This is a genomic window from Pseudomonas sp. TZ252, from assembly GCF_056110345.1.
In genome coordinates this window covers 4577918-4593165 of sequence record NZ_CM148566.1, presented here as the reverse complement: position 1 = coordinate 4593165, position 15248 = coordinate 4577918, and the positions used below count along the sequence as shown (strand labels likewise).

The 15248-nt window shown below is 64.7% G+C and carries 13 protein-coding genes; 4 read left to right on the top strand and 9 right to left on the bottom strand.

The window, feature by feature from the left end; translation table 11 throughout:
• Positions 1 to 93: 93 nt before the first annotated feature.
• Positions 94 to 1560 carry a glyceraldehyde-3-phosphate dehydrogenase gene (locus tag ACYAF3_RS21270; protein WP_023115225.1) on the bottom strand — a complete coding sequence of 489 codons (1467 nt, stop codon included), beginning with the start codon at positions 1558 to 1560 and terminating at the stop codon, positions 94 to 96.
• Between the two features lie 139 nt (positions 1561 to 1699).
• Here ACYAF3_RS21270 and mfd point away from each other — a divergent pair, with 139 nt between their 5' ends.
• Positions 1700 to 5146 carry a transcription-repair coupling factor gene (gene mfd / locus ACYAF3_RS21265; RefSeq protein ID WP_474727915.1) on the top strand — a complete coding sequence of 1149 codons (3447 nt, stop codon included), beginning with the start codon at positions 1700 to 1702 and terminating at the stop codon, positions 5144 to 5146.
• Positions 5147 to 5156: 10 nt separating this feature from the next.
• On the top strand, positions 5157 to 5786 hold the full coding sequence (locus ACYAF3_RS21260; protein ID WP_015649141.1) for a CsiV family protein: 630 nt from the start codon (positions 5157 to 5159) through the stop codon (positions 5784 to 5786).
• 45 nt (positions 5787 to 5831) lie between these two features.
• Here ACYAF3_RS21260 and ACYAF3_RS21255 read toward each other — a convergent pair whose 3' ends face one another.
• From ACYAF3_RS21255 to psrA, 3 genes are all read right to left on the bottom strand, one after another.
• Positions 5832 to 6569 carry an S-methyl-5'-thioinosine phosphorylase gene (locus ACYAF3_RS21255; RefSeq protein ID WP_003091193.1) on the bottom strand — a complete coding sequence of 246 codons (738 nt, stop codon included), beginning with the start codon at positions 6567 to 6569 and terminating at the stop codon, positions 5832 to 5834.
• An 11-nt stretch (positions 6570 to 6580) separates the two neighbouring features.
• The gene (gene nagZ / locus ACYAF3_RS21250; protein WP_003118092.1) at positions 6581 to 7579 is read right to left on the bottom strand and encodes a beta-N-acetylhexosaminidase; all 999 of its coding nucleotides are present in this window, start codon (positions 7577 to 7579) and stop codon (positions 6581 to 6583) included.
• A 201-nt stretch (positions 7580 to 7780) separates the two neighbouring features.
• Entirely contained in the window at positions 7781 to 8482 is a 702-nt protein-coding gene (gene psrA, locus ACYAF3_RS21245; RefSeq protein ID WP_003091195.1) for a transcriptional regulator PsrA, read from the bottom strand.
• 231 nt (positions 8483 to 8713) lie between these two features.
• Here psrA and lexA point away from each other — a divergent pair, with 231 nt between their 5' ends.
• Positions 8714 to 9328: a transcriptional repressor LexA gene (lexA, locus tag ACYAF3_RS21240; protein ID WP_003091196.1), complete on the top strand. Its 615-nt coding sequence runs from the start codon at positions 8714 to 8716 to the stop codon at positions 9326 to 9328.
• 11 nt (positions 9329 to 9339) lie between these two features.
• Positions 9340 to 9825 carry an SOS-induced cell division inhibitor SulA gene (gene sulA / locus ACYAF3_RS21235; RefSeq protein ID WP_003091197.1) on the top strand — a complete coding sequence of 162 codons (486 nt, stop codon included), beginning with the start codon at positions 9340 to 9342 and terminating at the stop codon, positions 9823 to 9825.
• A gap of 21 nt (positions 9826 to 9846) precedes the next feature.
• On the opposite strand, the gene ACYAF3_RS21230 is transcribed toward sulA, so the two are convergent.
• From ACYAF3_RS21230 to fadA, 5 genes are all read right to left on the bottom strand, one after another.
• Positions 9847 to 10080, bottom strand: coding sequence for a hypothetical protein (locus tag ACYAF3_RS21230; protein WP_003109483.1), 234 nt, complete (start codon positions 10078 to 10080; stop codon positions 9847 to 9849).
• Positions 10081 to 10285: 205 nt separating this feature from the next.
• Positions 10286 to 10804: a DUF6586 family protein gene (locus ACYAF3_RS21225; RefSeq protein ID WP_003113979.1), complete on the bottom strand. Its 519-nt coding sequence runs from the start codon at positions 10802 to 10804 to the stop codon at positions 10286 to 10288.
• A 106-nt stretch (positions 10805 to 10910) separates the two neighbouring features.
• Positions 10911 to 13517 (bottom strand): type I DNA topoisomerase, encoded by a 2607-nt coding sequence (gene topA, locus ACYAF3_RS21220; RefSeq protein ID WP_003091201.1) that lies wholly within the window; start codon positions 13515 to 13517, stop codon positions 10911 to 10913.
• Between the two features lie 90 nt (positions 13518 to 13607).
• Complete coding sequence (locus ACYAF3_RS21215; RefSeq protein ID WP_003109484.1) at positions 13608 to 13871, bottom strand: DUF1653 domain-containing protein; 264 nt, start codon at positions 13869 to 13871, stop codon at positions 13608 to 13610.
• Between the two features lie 193 nt (positions 13872 to 14064).
• Positions 14065 to 15240 carry an acetyl-CoA C-acyltransferase FadA gene (fadA, locus tag ACYAF3_RS21210; protein WP_003113978.1) on the bottom strand — a complete coding sequence of 392 codons (1176 nt, stop codon included), beginning with the start codon at positions 15238 to 15240 and terminating at the stop codon, positions 14065 to 14067.
• Positions 15241 to 15248 lie beyond the last annotated feature (8 nt).

The following is a 15248-nucleotide window of genomic DNA, read 5'->3' as shown; positions in this document are numbered from 1 at the left end:
CCTAAATCGAAGTGAGTAGTTTCTTGTTCTGGTTATCCACAGAAATGAAAAACGGGAGCCCGAGAGCTCCCGTTTTCCTCTACGCCTTGCGCATCAACGCGGGAAGGCCGGCGGGTTGACCCCAGCCATGTCTTCCATCACGCGCACTACCTGGCAGCTGTAGCCGAACTCGTTGTCGTACCACACGTACAGGACGACACGGTTGTCGTTGCAGATGGTCGCCTCGGCGTCCACCACGCCGGCATGGCGCGAACCGACGAAGTCGGTGGAAACCACTTCCTGGGAGCTGACGAAGTCGATCTGCTTCTGCAGGTCCGAGTGCATGGCCATCTGGCGCAGGTACTCGTTGATCTCTTCGCGGGTGGTGGCCTTTTCCAGGTTCAGGTTGAGGATCGCCATGGACACGTTCGGCGTCGGCACACGGATCGCATTGCCGGTCAGCTTGCCTTTCAGCACCGGCAGGGCCTTGGCCGCGGCGGTGGCGGCACCGGTCTCGGTGATCACCATGTTCAGCGGCGCGCTGCGGCCACGACGACTGCCCTTGTGGAAGTTGTCGATCAGGTTCTGGTCGTTGGTGTACGAGTGAACGGTCTCGACGTGACCGTTGACGATGCCGTACTGGTCGTTGACGGCCTTCAGCACCGGCACGATGGCGTTGGTGGTGCAGGAGGCGGCCGAGATGATCTTGTCGTCGGCGCCGATGTCGGTGTGGTTGATACCGTGCACGATGTTCTTCAGCGCACCCTTGCCCGGAGCGGTAAGGACCACGCGATCGATCCCCGGGCACTTCAGGTGCTGGCCGAGGCCTTCGGCGTCGCGCCACTTGCCGGTGTTGTCGACCAGCAGGGCGTTCTTGATGCCGTACTGGGTGTAGTCGATCGACGCCGGATCGTTGGAGTAGATCACCTGGATCAGGTTGCCGTTGGCGGTCAGCGTGTTGTTTTGTTCGTCGATGGTGATGGTGCCGTCGAACGGACCGTGCACCGAGTCCCGACGCAGCAGGCTGGCCCGCTTGACCAGGTCGTTCTCGGCACCCTTGCGCACGACGATCGCGCGCAGGCGCAGGCCGTCGCCGCCGCCGGTCTTCTCGATCAGGATGCGCGCCAGCAGGCGGCCGATGCGGCCGAAGCCGTAGAGCACGACGTCGGTGCCTTCGCGGGCATCGCCGTTCTGCTTGCCGACCACCTCGGCCAGCTCGGCCTTGACGAAGTCCTCGATGCTGCGGCCGTTACCTTCTGCCTTGAACTTGGCGACCATCTTGCCCAGATCGACGGAAGCGGCGCCCAGCTTGAGCTCGCTCATCGCCTTGAGGATCGGGAACGTCTCGTGAACCGACAGCTCGGCGTCATCAGCCATGCGATGACGGGCGAAACGATGCGCCTTCATGATCGCGATCACCGAGCGGTTGATCAGACCACGGCCATGGATCGAGGTCACCACATTGTTATTGCGGTAGAGCTGGCCAATCAGCGGGATCATGGCTTCCGCGATGGCTTCACGATCGATCCATTCACCGAGACACTGGTCGGGCTTCTGAGTCACGGGCAATACCTTCCACATGTAGGGGATGAAAAAAGGGGCTACATTATGACCGCGCCGGCCAGGCTCGGCAATCTGCAGCAGTCGGAAGACTGACATCCAGCAGTCGGGAAAGTTACAATCCGGCGGGTCAAATTCCCGACCGGAGCCCAGCTTGCCCGTGTCCGTACTGCGTCTTCCCAGCCTGCCGGCCAGCGCCGGCAAGCAACACTGGGGCAACCTCCCCGGTGCCGCGCTGAGCCTGGCTGTCGCCGAGGCCGCCAGTTCCGCCAAGCGCTTCACCCTGCTGCTGACCGCCGACAGCCAGAATGCCGAACGCCTGGAACAGGAACTGCGGTTCTTCGCCCCCGACCTGCCGGTATTGCATTTCCCCGATTGGGAAACCCTGCCCTACGACGTCTTTTCGCCGCACCAGGACATCATTTCCCAGCGCATCGCCGCCCTCTACCAGTTGCCGCAGCTCAAGCACGGCGTGCTGGTGGTGCCGATCTCCACCGCCTTGCACCGCCTGGCGCCGACCCGCTTCCTGCTCGGCAGCAGCCTGGTCCTCGACGTCGGCCAGAAACTCGACGTCGAGCGGATGCGTCTGCGCCTGGAAGGCGCCGGCTACCGCTGCGTCGACACGGTCTACGAGCACGGCGAGTTCGCCGTCCGCGGCGCGCTGATCGACCTGTTCCCGATGGGCAGCGAGTTGCCCTTCCGTATCGACCTGTTCGACGACGAGATCGAGACCCTGCGCACCTTCGACCCGGAGACCCAGCGCTCCATCGACAAGGTCGAGTCGATCCGCCTGCTGCCGGCACGCGAATTCCCCCTGAACAAGGAAGCGGTCACCGGCTTCCGCGGCCGCTTCCGCGAGCGCTTCGACGTCGACTACCGGCGCTGCCCGATCTACCAGGACCTCGCCAGCGGTTTGACACCCTCGGGAATCGAGTACTACCTGCCGCTGTTCTTCGAGGAAACCGCGACCCTCTTCGACTACCTGCCGCAAGACACCCAGGTGTTCTCCCTGCCCGGCATCGAACAGGCCGCGGAGCAGTTCTGGAATGACGTACGCAGCCGCTACGAGGACCGCCGGGTCGATCCGGAACGGCCATTGCTGCCGCCGGCGGAAGTGTTCCTTCCGGTGGAAGACTGCTTCGCCCGGCTGAAGAACTGGCCACGGGTGGTCGCCAGCCAGGAGGACGTCGAGCCGGGCGTCGGGCGCGAGCGCTTCCCGGCCCTGCCGCTGCCGAACCTGGCGATCGAAGCCAAGGCCGCCGAGCCGCTGGCCGCGCTGTGCCGGTTCATCGAGGAGTTCCCCGGCCGCGTACTGTTCTGCGCCGAATCGGCCGGACGCCGGGAAGTCCTGCTGGAGCTGCTGGCCCGACTGAAGCTGCGCCCCGAGGAAGTCGACGGCTGGCCGGCCTTCCTCGCCAGCCAGGCACGCCTGGCGATCAGCATCGCGCCGCTGGACGAGGGCCTGCTGCTGGACCATCCGGCCCTCGCCCTGGTCGCCGAAAGCCCGCTGTTCGGCCAGCGCGTCATGCAGCGCCGGCGCCGGGAAAAGACCCGCGACGGCGGCGACGCGGTGATCAAGAACCTCACCGAGCTGCGCGAAGGCGCGCCGGTGGTGCACATCGACCATGGCGTCGGCCGCTACCTGGGCCTGATCACCCTCGAGGTGGACAACCAGCAGGCGGAATTCCTCATGCTGCAATACGCCGAGGACGCCAAGCTCTACGTGCCGGTCGCCAACCTGCACCTGATCGCCCGCTACACCGGCGCCGACGACGCCCTGGCGCCGTTGCACCGGCTCGGCTCGGAAACCTGGCAGAAGGCCAAGCGCAAGGCCGCCGAGCAGGTCCGCGACGTCGCCGCCGAGCTGCTCGACATCTACGCCCGCCGCGCCGCCCGCGAAGGCTTCGCGTTCAAGGATCCGCAGGCCGACTACGCGACCTTCTCGGCCGGCTTCCCGTTCGAGGAGACGCCGGACCAGCAAAGCGCCATCGAGGCAGTGGTCGCCGATATGCTCGCGCCCAGGCCAATGGACCGCCTGGTCTGCGGCGACGTCGGCTTCGGCAAGACCGAAGTGGCGATGCGCGCGGCGTTCGTCGCCGTGCATAGCGGCAAGCAGGTGGCGGTGCTGGTGCCCACCACCCTGCTCGCCCAGCAGCACTACAACAGCTTCCGCGACCGCTTCGCCGACTGGCCGGTGAGCGTCGAGGTGATGAGCCGCTTCAAGAGCGCCAAGGAAGTCGAGAACGCTGCACGGCTACTGGCCGAAGGCAAGATCGACATCCTCATCGGGACCCACAAGCTGCTCCAGGAAGACGTGAAGTTCGCCAACCTGGGGTTGGTCGTGATCGACGAGGAACACCGCTTCGGGGTGCGCCAGAAGGAGCAGCTCAAGGCCCTGCGCAGCGAAGTGGACATCCTCACCCTCACCGCCACGCCGATCCCGCGGACCCTGAACATGGCCGTCTCCGGCATGCGCGACCTGTCCATCATCGCCACGCCGCCGGCGCGCCGCCTGTCGGTGCGCACCTTCGTCATGGAGCAGCAGAACGCGGTAATCAAGGAAGCGCTGCTCCGCGAACTGCTGCGCGGCGGCCAGGTGTACTACCTGCACAACGAAGTGAAGACCATCGAGAAGTGCGCCCGCGACCTCGCCGAACTGGTCCCGGAGGCGCGCATCGGCATCGGCCACGGACAGATGCACGAGCGCGAGCTGGAACAGGTGATGAGCGACTTCTACCACAAGCGCTTCAACGTGCTGGTGGCCTCGACCATCATCGAGACCGGCATCGACGTGCCCAGCGCCAACACCATCCTCATCGAGCGCGCCGACAAGTTCGGCCTGGCCCAGTTGCACCAGTTGCGCGGCCGCGTCGGTCGCAGCCACCACCAGGCCTACGCCTACCTGCTGACACCGCCGCGCCGTCAGATGACCCCGGACGCCGAGAAACGCCTGGAAGCCATCGCCAACGCCCAGGACCTGGGCGCCGGCTTCGTCCTCGCCACCCACGACCTGGAGATCCGCGGCGCCGGCGAGTTGCTCGGCGACGGCCAGAGCGGGCAGATCCAGGCGGTCGGCTTCACCCTCTACATGGAAATGCTCGAACGGGCGGTGAAGGCCATCCGCAAGGGCGAGCAACCGAACCTCGAGCAGCCACTGGGCGGCGGGCCGGAGGTCAACCTGCGGGTGCCTGCGCTGATCCCCGAGGATTACCTGCCCGACGTGCATGCCCGGCTGATCCTCTACAAGCGCATCGCCAACGCCCCTGACGAGGAAGGTTTGCGCGAGTTGCAGGTGGAGATGATCGACCGCTTCGGGCTCCTGCCCGATCCGGCGAAGAACCTGATGCGCCTGACCCTTCTGAAACTGCAGGCGGAAAAACTTGGAATACTCAAGGTCGATGCCGGACCGCAGGGCGGTCGTATAGAATTTGCCGCCGATACCCAGGTCGACCCGCTGGTATTGATCAAGCTGATCCAGGGCCAACCGAACCGCTACAAGTTCGAAGGCGCAACCCTGTTCCGCTTCCAGGTGCCCATGGAACGACCGGAAGAACGCTTCAATACCCTGGAGGCGCTGTTCGAGCGCCTGACACCGCAAACCACCTAAGGATTAGCCTATGCGCTTGTTCCGTTGCCTTGCCCTGCTGCTCTCACTGGCCGCCCCCGCGGCATTCGCCGGCGGTCCCTACCAGGTGGAACTGGTGGTGTTCCGCCAGGCCGGCGATGCCGTGCCGTCCAGCCAGCCGGCCCCGGACGACTGGGCCACCGGCGCACAGCCGCTGGCCAGCGACGCCCTGCGCGCCACCGCGCTCGACAACCAGCTCGCCAAGCTCAGCCAGGACAACGGCTACACCGTGCTGCTGCACAAGGCCTGGCGCCAGGACATCGGCGAGACCCCGGCGAAGATCGCCCTCAGCGAAGGCCAGGAACAGGATCATCATTTCCCGGTGGAAGGTACGCTGACCCTCAGCCAGGTGCGCTTCGTCGACATGGAGGCCGATTTCTGGGTCAATCGCTTCGGCGACGACGGTTTCCTCGCCGGCAGCCAGCACATCAGGCAGGGCACGCGGCTGAAGAATGGCGAACTGACCTATCTCGACCATCCGAGCCTGGGCATCCTGATCAAGGTGGTGCCGGTCGGCGCCCGTCCCGCCGCCCCCAATCCCATGGAAATGGAAGAACAGCAGGCACCGGCGGACGCGCCCCCCGTCGAAGGCGGCTTCGACGCCGCACCTCCTGCGCAATAGCGAAAAAGGCCGCAATAGCGGCCTTTTTTTCGTTGCGATGGCCGCCTAGCCGGCCAGGACCCGCGCCAACACCTCGCGCACCTTGCCGATGCCATCGTGCAACGCCTGTTCGATTTCGGCCATGGTGATGATCCCCGCCGACTTGCCCGCCGCGGGATTGACCACCAGCGCCAGGCAGGCGTAGGGCAGGTCCAGCTCGCGGGCCAGTGCCGCCTCGGGCATGCCGGTCATGCCGACGATATCGTTGCCGTCCCGCTCCAACCGGGCGATTTCCGCCACCGTTTCCAGGCGCGGTCCTTGGGTGCAGGCGTAGACCCCATGGCTGCTGTGCGCCAGCCCCAACGCACGCAACGCCTCGATCAGGCGCTGGCGCAACGGCTCGTCATAGGGGTGGCTGAAGTCGATATGGGTGACATGCTCGATATCGCCGGCGAAATAGGTGTGCTCGCGTCCCGAGGTGTAGTCGATCAACTGGTGCGGCACGCACAGGTGCCCCGTTCCCATCGCCGCATGGATGCCACCCACCGCGTTGACCGCGATCACCGCCTCGGCACCCGCCTGCTTCAGCGCCCAGAGATTGGCCCGGTAGTTCACCTGGTGCGGCGGGAAGCGGTGCGGATGACCGTGACGTGCCAGGAACAGCACCTCGCGCCCGGCGTAGCGGCCACGCTGGAGCGGCGCGGACGGCGCGCCATACGGCGTTTCGATCGGCAGGGACTCGCTCAGCGTCAGCCCTTCCAGCTGGGTCAGGCCGGTTCCTCCGATAATCGCGTAGACACTCATCGACAGCTCCCTCAATCAATCAGTTGCGCAGCGCGCAACGCGGACAGTGCTTCCAGCCAGCGCGGCTGCTGGCGATAGTCGGTATTCGCGTAGCCCTTGCCACGCATGCGTTGCAGACGCGACGGCGGGGTCACCTTCAGGCGTTGCAGGGCAGCCAGGGCCAGCTCGGCGGAAGCCCGGTCGTTGCACACCAGGCCCATGTCGCAGCCCGCGGCCAGGGCGGCCTCGATGCGGCTGGCGGCGTCGCCAACCACATGGGCGCCGGCCATCGACAGGTCGTCGCTGAATATCACCCCGTCGAACTTCAGCTCGCCGCGCAGGATCTCCTGCAACCAGCGCCGGGAAAAGCCGGCGGGCTGCGGGTCGACCTGCGGATAGATGACATGGGCCGGCATCAGCGCGTCGAGCTGTCCGGCCAGGCGGGCGAACGGAACCAGGTCGCTGCGCCGGATTTCCTCGAGACTGCGCGCGTCTTCGGGAATCGCCACATGGGAATCGGCCTCGGCCCAGCCGTGACCGGGAAAATGCTTGCCGGTGGCGGCCATCCCGGCGGCATGCATGCCGCGAATGAAAGCACCGGCAAGCAGCGCGGCACGCTCCGGGTCGCCCTCGAAGGCGCGGCTACCGACCACGGCGCTGCGCTGGTGGTCGAGATCCAGCACCGGCGCGAAACTCAGGTCGAGGCCGACCGCCTGCACCTCGGTCGCCATCAGCCAGCCACAATGCTCGGCCAGCTCTTCGGCATTGGGGTTGTCGGCGATCGCGCGCATCGCCGGCAGGCGCACGAAGCCCTGGCGCAGGCGCTGCACGCGCCCTCCTTCCTGGTCGACGGCCAGCAACAGGTCGGGACGGATGGCGCGAATGGCCGCACACAGTTCGCGAACCTGGGCAGGATGCTCGATGTTGCGAGCGAAGATGATCAGCCCGCCCACCTCGGGGTGGCGCAGGATTTGGCGGTCCTCGGCGGTCAGCCAGGTGCCGCCGATGTCGAGCATCAGAGAGCCTTGCATGAAGAGTCCTATGGCCTGGAAATCAGCGAAGCCCGCCGTCACGGGCCTCAGACAGCGCACACTGTACTGCACCCGGCAGAAAGACTTAAGTCCCGGGGCGGTACCGCGCGCCTGCCAATGGAGCCGGCCCGGCGCATGGAGTTCCGCCCGGAGCACAGAGAAAGGAGAAAGGAAAACGGCGCCCTGGGGCGCCGTCTGCGATCAGGCCTTGGCGGGCGTCTTGTTCCGCGGGCGCAGTTGCGCCCCGGCCAGCAGCGGATCGTCGATGCCGCTCTCGGCGCGCATGCCGGCAGCGAAGAACGGCACCATCAGGTGCATCACCTGCTCGGTGGAAGTGTTCACGCCGAAATCGGTTTCCGCCATCGCCCGCAGGGCCTTGATCCCCGACATGCTGAAGGCGGCCGCGCCGAGCATGAAGTGCACGCGCCAGAACAGCTCGATGGGCGGCAGCTTCGGCGCAGCCTCGTTGACCAGCAGCATGTAGCGCCGGAAGACCTTGCCGTAGACCTCCTCCAGGTACTTGCGCAGGTGCCCCTGGCTCTGGCTGAAGGCCAGGCCGAGCAAGCGCATGAAGATCGACAGGTCGTTGCCGCTGCGCGGCTTCACCGCCATCGCCTGGGACACCAGCAGGTGCAGGAGGTCCTCCAGGGTGGCGTGCTGGGCCTCGGGCTTGGCCTGGCGACGATCCAGCTCCTTTTCCAGGCTGGCGCAGAATGGCCCGAGGAAGCGCGAGAACACCGCCTGGATCAGCGCCTTCTTCGAACCGAAGTGATAATTCACCGCCGCCAGGTTGACCCCGGCCTTGCTGGTGATCAGACGCAACGAGGTTTCGGCGAAGCCTTTTTCCGCGAACAGCTGTTCCGCCGCATCGAGAATGCGTTCGACGGTTTCCGACTGGGCCATGGTTTCTCCGCCTGACAAACACTTGTTTGAAACATACGTTTCAGCCACATCCCTTGTCAAGCGGCAGATGACGCACCAGTCAGGAAAATTACAGAGAAGTCCCGAAAAACGGAAGCAAGACACTGGCCAACTTCATCGTGACGCAGGACGAAATGTCATGCGGAAAATCATTGCCACGCCCCGCTCACTGTATATAATCCCAGTCACTGGATAAAAACACAGAGCGACGACATGCAGAAGCTGACGCCCCGCCAAGCCGAGATCCTCTCCTTCATCAAGCGCTGCCTGGAAGACCACGGCTTTCCGCCGACCCGGGCGGAAATCGCCCAGGAACTCGGCTTCAAGTCGCCGAACGCCGCCGAGGAGCACCTCAAGGCGCTGGCACGCAAGGGCGCCATCGAAATGACTCCGGGCGCCTCTCGCGGCATCCGCATTCCCGGCTTCGAACCGCATGCCGCCAACGACGATGAGGGCCTGCCGGTGATCGGACGGGTCGCCGCCGGCGCACCGATCCTCGCCGAACAGAACATCGAGGAATCCTGCCGTATCAATCCCGCCTTCTTCAATCCTCGCGCCGACTACCTGTTGCGCGTGCGCGGCATGAGCATGAAGGACATCGGCATCCTCGACGGCGACCTGCTGGCCGTCCACGTCACCCGCGAAGCGCGCAACGGCCAGGTGGTGGTCGCGCGGATCGGCGAGGAGGTCACGGTGAAACGCTTCAAGCGCGAAGGCAGCAAGGTCTGGCTGCTGGCGGAAAACCCTGAGTTCGCTCCGATCGAAGTCGATCTGAAGGAGCAGGAACTGATCATCGAAGGCTTGAGCGTCGGCGTGATCCGGCGCTGACAGGAGATACCATGCAGACCTCCCACTCGCTGCCCAGCGCCCAGTTGCCACTGTTCCAGGAAGCGTTCTGGGCCAGCAACGGCGCACCCTTGCTCGACGATGTCATCGACAGTCCTTCCAGCGCCTCCATCGAGGAACCCGCTGCCTTTAGCGAACTTTCGCTCAGCGGCCTGCCGGGGCACTGCCTGACCCTGCTCGCACCGATTCTCCGCGAGCTCAGCGAGGAACAGGATGCCCGCTGGCTGACCCTGATCGCTCCGCCGGCGAGCCTGACCCATGAATGGCTGCGCCGCGCCGGCCTGAACCGCGAGCGCATCCTGCTACTGCAGGCGAAGGACAACGCCGCTGCCCTGGCGCTCAGTTGCGAGGCCTTGCGCCTGGGCCGCAGCCACACCGTGGTCAGTTGGCTGGAACCGCTGAGCCGGGCGGCGCGCAAGCAACTGTCCCGCGCCGCCCAACTGGGCCAAGCACAGAGCCTGAATATTCGTCTGGGTTGAAAAAACGGCGGGGGACAGCGTTCAGTGCAGGACGCGGGGGCCTTCGTCGTGTTCCATCTCGCCCTCGGCAAGACGACCGGCCATTTGCACGCCGACATTGAACATGGCCTTGGCCACTTCGACATGCTGGCCTTGCAGGAAATTCTTCGCGTCCCCGGAGAACTCCAGGGTCACCAACGCCTCCTCGTCATCGGCGCGACGCAGCACGATGCGCCCGTCGGGCATTTCTACGATTTCAAGGAAGGATGTTGGCATGACAGACGCTCTCTACGAAGACGCGACATTGTAACAGCCCATCCAGTGCATCCCTAGCCCGCATCCGCCTTCCGGTTCCCCTCTCGCGCCTGTAACGGCGGTTCCAGAGCGCCCGGACGGCATCCGCTAAATTTTTTTGCTGGCAAATCAACCGAGTGGAACGGTAGGAAAATGTCCTACCGCTGATCGGCGAATGACGACGGCGTTACAGCTCCGTCAGGCTCTCGCGAAAACGCAGGACCAATTGCTTCAGCGACTGCCGCCATTCCTCGAGGGTTTCGCGAGAAAGCAAGGGGGCTTCTTCGTCGATACTCACGGCAACGATCAACGGTGTGCTGGGGTCGATCTTCGCTGCCTTGGTCGGTCGCGGCGGCAGGAACAGCTCGGAGTAGGCGCCCAGCAACTGGCCCAGCCAGGTTTCCGGCTGCGACGCCAACTCCACCAGTTCAGCTAGCTCGGGGCTGGGCGCGGCCGCCAGCACTTCGGCATTCAGCAATGCATCCACGCGAGGAGCGGCAGCCTGCGGCAGACGGTAGTAACCGGCGATCTCATGGCATACACCGAGCACTGCGCCATAAAGGTGGAACAGCGCCGACTCGCGCTCCCCCTGGATGATCGCCTGGGCATTCATCGCCCGCTCGGCATCGGCTCGCTTCCAGGCCTCCAGAGCCAACCCGGCGAAATACAGCTTCTGGTTGGTGCGGGTATAAAGCTCTTGGGCCATGCCGGTACTCCCGATTAAAACTGGAAGGAATGCGGAGCGCAGGCCAGGTCAGCGCCCGGCCTTCGCGCAGTATAAGCGCGCCCCATGCAAGCGGGCGCGCCATCCATCAGCGCTTGTCTTCGACCTTCCACTTGCCGCCATCGTAGAAGGCGCGCCAGCCGGTGGGCTTGCCATCGACCTCGGACTGCACGTATTGCTCCTTGGTCTTGCGGCTGAAACGGATCACCGCGGGACGGCCGTCCGGGTCTTTCTGCGGGGCGTCGCAGAGGTAATGGTACTTGGGATCCAGCTCGGCCTTGTGCGGGATGATCTCGCTCACCAACGGCGCGCGGGTCTCGCGGTTCTTCGGGAACTGGCTGGCGGCCAGGAACATGCCCGAAGCGCCGTCGCGCAGCACGTAGATATCGTCCACCTTCTCGCACTTCAATTCAGGCATGCGGATGGCGTCCATCTTCGGCGGCGCCGCCTCGCCATTCTTCAGCAGCTTGCGGGTGTTCTTGCAGGTCGGATTGGTGCAACCGAAGAACTTGCCGAAACGGCCGGTTTTCAACTGCATCTCGCTGCCACACTTGTCGCATTCCAGGCTCGGCCCTTCGTAGCCCTTGATCCGGTACTGGCCTTCCTCGATCTCGTAGCCCGGACAGTCGGGGTTGTTGCCGCAGATATGCAGCTTGTGTTTCTCGTCCAGCAGGTAGGCGTCCATCGCGGTACTGCAGATCGGGCAGCGATGCTTGCCACGCAACACCCGCGACTCGGACTCGCCCTCGTCGTCCGCGGCGATCTCGTCGCCGGGAATCAGGTTGACGGTCGCCTTGCAACGCTCCTTCGGCGGCAGGCTGTAGCCCGAGCAGCCGAGGAACACGCCGGTGGAGGCGGTACGAATCATCATCGGCCGGCCGCACTCGCGGCAGGGAATGTTGGTCAGGGTCGGCTGGTTGGCGCGCATCCCCTTCTCGCTGACTTCGGCCACCTCGAGCTTCTTCTTGAAATCGCCGTAGAACTCGTCGAGCAGGTGCTTCCAGTCGCGCTCGCCCTGGGCCACGTCGTCGAGATGCTCCTCCATCCCGGCGGTGAAACCGTAGTCCATCAGGTTGGCGAAGCTCTCGTTGAGCCGATCGGTGACGATGTCGCCCATCTTCTCCGCATAGAAGCGGCGGTTGTGGGTGGTTACGTAGCCGCGCTCCTGGATGGTGGAGATGATCGCCGCGTAGGTCGAGGGGCGGCCGATACCGCGCTTCTCCAGTTCCTTGACCAGGCTCGCCTCGGAGTAGCGCGCCGGCGGCTTGGTGAAGTGCTGGCTCGGATCGAGCTTGATCAGCTTGAGGTTCTCGCCTTCCTTCATTTCCGGCAGGACGTCGTCCTCGCCCGGCTTGCTCTGCTGCGGCAGTACCCGGGTATAACCGTCGAACTTGAGGATGCGGCCCTTGGCGCGCAGCTCGAAATCGCCGGCGGTGACGCTCACGCTGGTCGAGAGGTATTCGGCCGGGGTCATCTGGCACGCCACGAACTGGCGCCAGATCAGGTCGTACAGGCGCTCGGCGTCACGCTCCATGCCGGACAGCTGGGTCGGCTTGAGGTTGACGTCGGAAGGACGGATCGCCTCGTGCGCTTCCTGGGCGCCCTCCTTGCTCGAGTAGACGTTGGCCTTGCCCGGCAGGTACTTCTGGCCGAACTCGTCCTCGATGAAACCGCGGACCATGCCAATGGCATCGGCCGACAGGTTGGTCGAGTCGGTACGCATGTAGGTGATGTAGCCGGCCTCGTAGAGACGCTGGGCCATCATCATGGTCTTCTTCACCCCGAAGCCCAGGCGGTTGCTCGCCGCCTGCTGCAGGGTGGAAGTGATGAACGGCGCCGAGGGTCGGCTGGAGGTCGGCCGGTCCTCGCGCTTGGCGACGCTATAGGCCGAGGCCTTGAGCTTTTCCAGGGCCGCCATGGCCTGGGCTTCGTTGAGCGGCTTGAAGGCCTCGCCCTTCTCACGGGTAACCTCGAAGCGCACGTTTGCGCCCTTGGCGGTACCGAGGTCGGCATGCACTTCCCAGTACTCTTCCGGGACGAAGGCGCGAATCTCGCGTTCGCGCTCCACCACCAGCTTCACCGCCACCGACTGCACGCGGCCGGCGGACAACCCACGGGCAATCTTCTGCCAGAGCAGCGGCGAGACCATGTAGCCGACCACGCGGTCGAGGAAACGCCGCGCCTGCTGGGCGTTCACCCGGTTGATATCGAGCTCGCCGGGCTGGGAGAAGGCCTCCTGGATGGCCTTCTTGGTGATTTCGTTGAATACCACGCGCTTGTAGCGGCTTTCGTCGCCGCCGATGGCTTCCCGCAGGTGCCAGGCGATGGCCTCCCCTTCGCGGTCCAAGTCGGTCGCGAGATAGACGGTGTCGGCGTCCTTGGCCAGGCGGCGTAGCTCGTCGATGACCTTTTCCTTGCCGGGCAGGATCTCGTACTTGGCCTTCCAGCCATGCTCGGGGTCGACCCCCATGCGCGAGACCAGTTGGCGCCTGGCCTTCTCCTTCGGTGACAGCGCCGGCGCCTCGGAGGCGCTCTTGCGGCCCTTGGCCGCCGGCTCCTTGGAACTCGACGAACCACTGGTGGGCAGGTCACGGATGTGGCCGATGCTCGACTTCACCACGTACTGGCTGCCCAGGTACTTGTTGATGGTCTTGGCCTTGGCCGGGGATTCCACGATGACCAGCGATTTACCCATGGATCGGAAGGTTCCTGCGTCGAAAAGATGAATATAAAGGAGGGAGCGACTAGCGCGGCACCGCTATATATAGTGGCGAACGAGCCAAGGTCAAGCGCGGTCTTCCCCGCCGGGAGCTTTCTGCAAGCCCAGAGGATCGGCCTCGGGACTCACCAGGACGAAGCGCGGCACCCACTCGCCATCGACCTCCACGGCCTCGGTGAACATCTCCAGCGGACGCACCCAGAGACCGAATTCGCCGTACAGCGCCTGGTAGATCACCAGCGCCTCTTCCGTCTCCGAATGCCGCGCGACACCCAGGACCCGGTAGTTCTGTCCCTTGTAATGACGATAGAGCCCAGCCTGCAGGTCCATGTTCCTTACCTTGTCTCGAAAATCGGAAAACAACGGCACAATGCCGACATACAACAGCCCGGTATAGGCACGGATCGCACAATAGGCAAACCCGCGCTCCCGGGGCGTCATTCGCTCGATACAGCCGGAAACGACTGACACTGAAAAACGAAAGCCGGGGCACGAGGCCCCGGCTTTCCCCTTCGACGAACGCTTAGATGCGCTCGAAGACGGTGGTGATACCCTGTCCCAGGCCCACGCACATGGTGGACACGCCAAGGGTACCGCCGTTCTGCTTCATCACGTTCAACAGGGTGCCGGAAATGCGCGCACCGGAGCAACCGAACGGGTGACCCAGGGCGATGGCGCCGCCGTGGAGGTTGACCTTCTCGTCCATCTTGTCGAGCAGCTTGAGGTCCTTCAGCACAGGCAGGGCCTGGGCGGCGAAGGCTTCGTTGAGTTCGACGAAATCGATGTCGGCGATGGTCAGGCCGGCACGCTTGAGCGCCTTGTTGGTCGACGGCACCGGGCCGTAGCCCATGATCGCCGGGTCGACACCCGCCACGGCCATGGAGCGGATCACCGCCATCGGCTGGATGCCCAGGTCCTGGGCGCGCTGGGCCGACATCACGATCATGCAGGAGGCACCGTCGGTGATCTGCGAGGAGGTCCCCGCGGTCACGGTGCCGCCTTTCGGATTGAACGCCGGCTTCAACTCGGCCAGGGTCTCGACGGTGGTTTCCGGACGAATGGTCTCGTCGAAGTCGAAGACTTTCAGGAAACCGTTCTCGTCATACCCTTCCATCGGGATGATCTCGTCCTTGAACTTGCCTTCCTGGGTGGCCTTCCAGGCCAGTTGGTGCGAACGCGCGCCGAACTTGTCCTGCGCCTCACGGCTGATACCGTGCATCTTGCCGAGCATTTCCGCAGTCAGGCCCATCATGCCCGAGGCCTTGGCGGCGTACAGGGACAGGTGCGGGTTCGGGTCGACGCCATGCATCATGCCGACGTGGCCCATGTGCTCCACGCCGCCGATGACGAATACATCGCCATTGCCGGTCTGGATCGCCTGGGCGGCGGTGTGCAGCGCGCTCATCGACGAACCGCACAGGCGGCTGACGGTCTGCGCGGCGCTGGTGTGCGGGATCTGGGTCATCAGCGACGCCATGCGCGCGATGTTCCAGCCCTGCTCCAGGGTCTGGTTGACGCAGCCCCAGATCACGTCTTCCACTTCGGCCGGGTCGACCTTCGGGTTACGCTCCAGCAGCTTGCTGATCAGGTGCGCCGACATGGTCTCGGCGCGGGTGTTGCGGTGCATGCCACCCTTGGAACGACCCATCGGGGTGCGGCCGAAGTCGACAATGACGACGTCTCTCGGATTCAGGCTCATAAATTCAC

What these genes read in the sequence shown, in the direction of transcription:
- ACYAF3_RS21230 (WP_003109483.1), bottom strand. Translation starts at nt 10,080, where the DNA reads ATGCCAACATCCTTCCTTGAAATCGTAGAAATGCCCGACGGGCGCATC.
- psrA (WP_003091195.1), bottom strand. Translation starts at nt 8,482, where the DNA reads ATGGCCCAGTCGGAAACCGTCGAACGCATTCTCGATGCGGCGGAACAG.
- fadA (WP_003113978.1), bottom strand. Translation starts at nt 15,240, where the DNA reads ATGAGCCTGAATCCGAGAGACGTCGTCATTGTCGACTTCGGCCGCACC.
- topA (WP_003091201.1), bottom strand. Translation starts at nt 13,517, where the DNA reads ATGGGTAAATCGCTGGTCATCGTGGAATCCCCGGCCAAGGCCAAGACC.
- nagZ (WP_003118092.1), bottom strand. Translation starts at nt 7,579, where the DNA reads ATGCAAGGCTCTCTGATGCTCGACATCGGCGGCACCTGGCTGACCGCC.
- ACYAF3_RS21270 (WP_023115225.1), bottom strand. Translation starts at nt 1,560, where the DNA reads ATGTGGAAGGTATTGCCCGTGACTCAGAAGCCCGACCAGTGTCTCGGT.
- ACYAF3_RS21225 (WP_003113979.1), bottom strand. Translation starts at nt 10,804, where the DNA reads ATGGCCCAAGAGCTTTATACCCGCACCAACCAGAAGCTGTATTTCGCC.
- ACYAF3_RS21260 (WP_015649141.1), top strand. Translation starts at nt 5,157, where the DNA reads ATGCGCTTGTTCCGTTGCCTTGCCCTGCTGCTCTCACTGGCCGCCCCC.
- lexA (WP_003091196.1), top strand. Translation starts at nt 8,714, where the DNA reads ATGCAGAAGCTGACGCCCCGCCAAGCCGAGATCCTCTCCTTCATCAAG.
- ACYAF3_RS21215 (WP_003109484.1), bottom strand. Translation starts at nt 13,871, where the DNA reads ATGGACCTGCAGGCTGGGCTCTATCGTCATTACAAGGGACAGAACTAC.
- ACYAF3_RS21255 (WP_003091193.1), bottom strand. Translation starts at nt 6,569, where the DNA reads ATGAGTGTCTACGCGATTATCGGAGGAACCGGCCTGACCCAGCTGGAA.
- sulA (WP_003091197.1), top strand. Translation starts at nt 9,340, where the DNA reads ATGCAGACCTCCCACTCGCTGCCCAGCGCCCAGTTGCCACTGTTCCAG.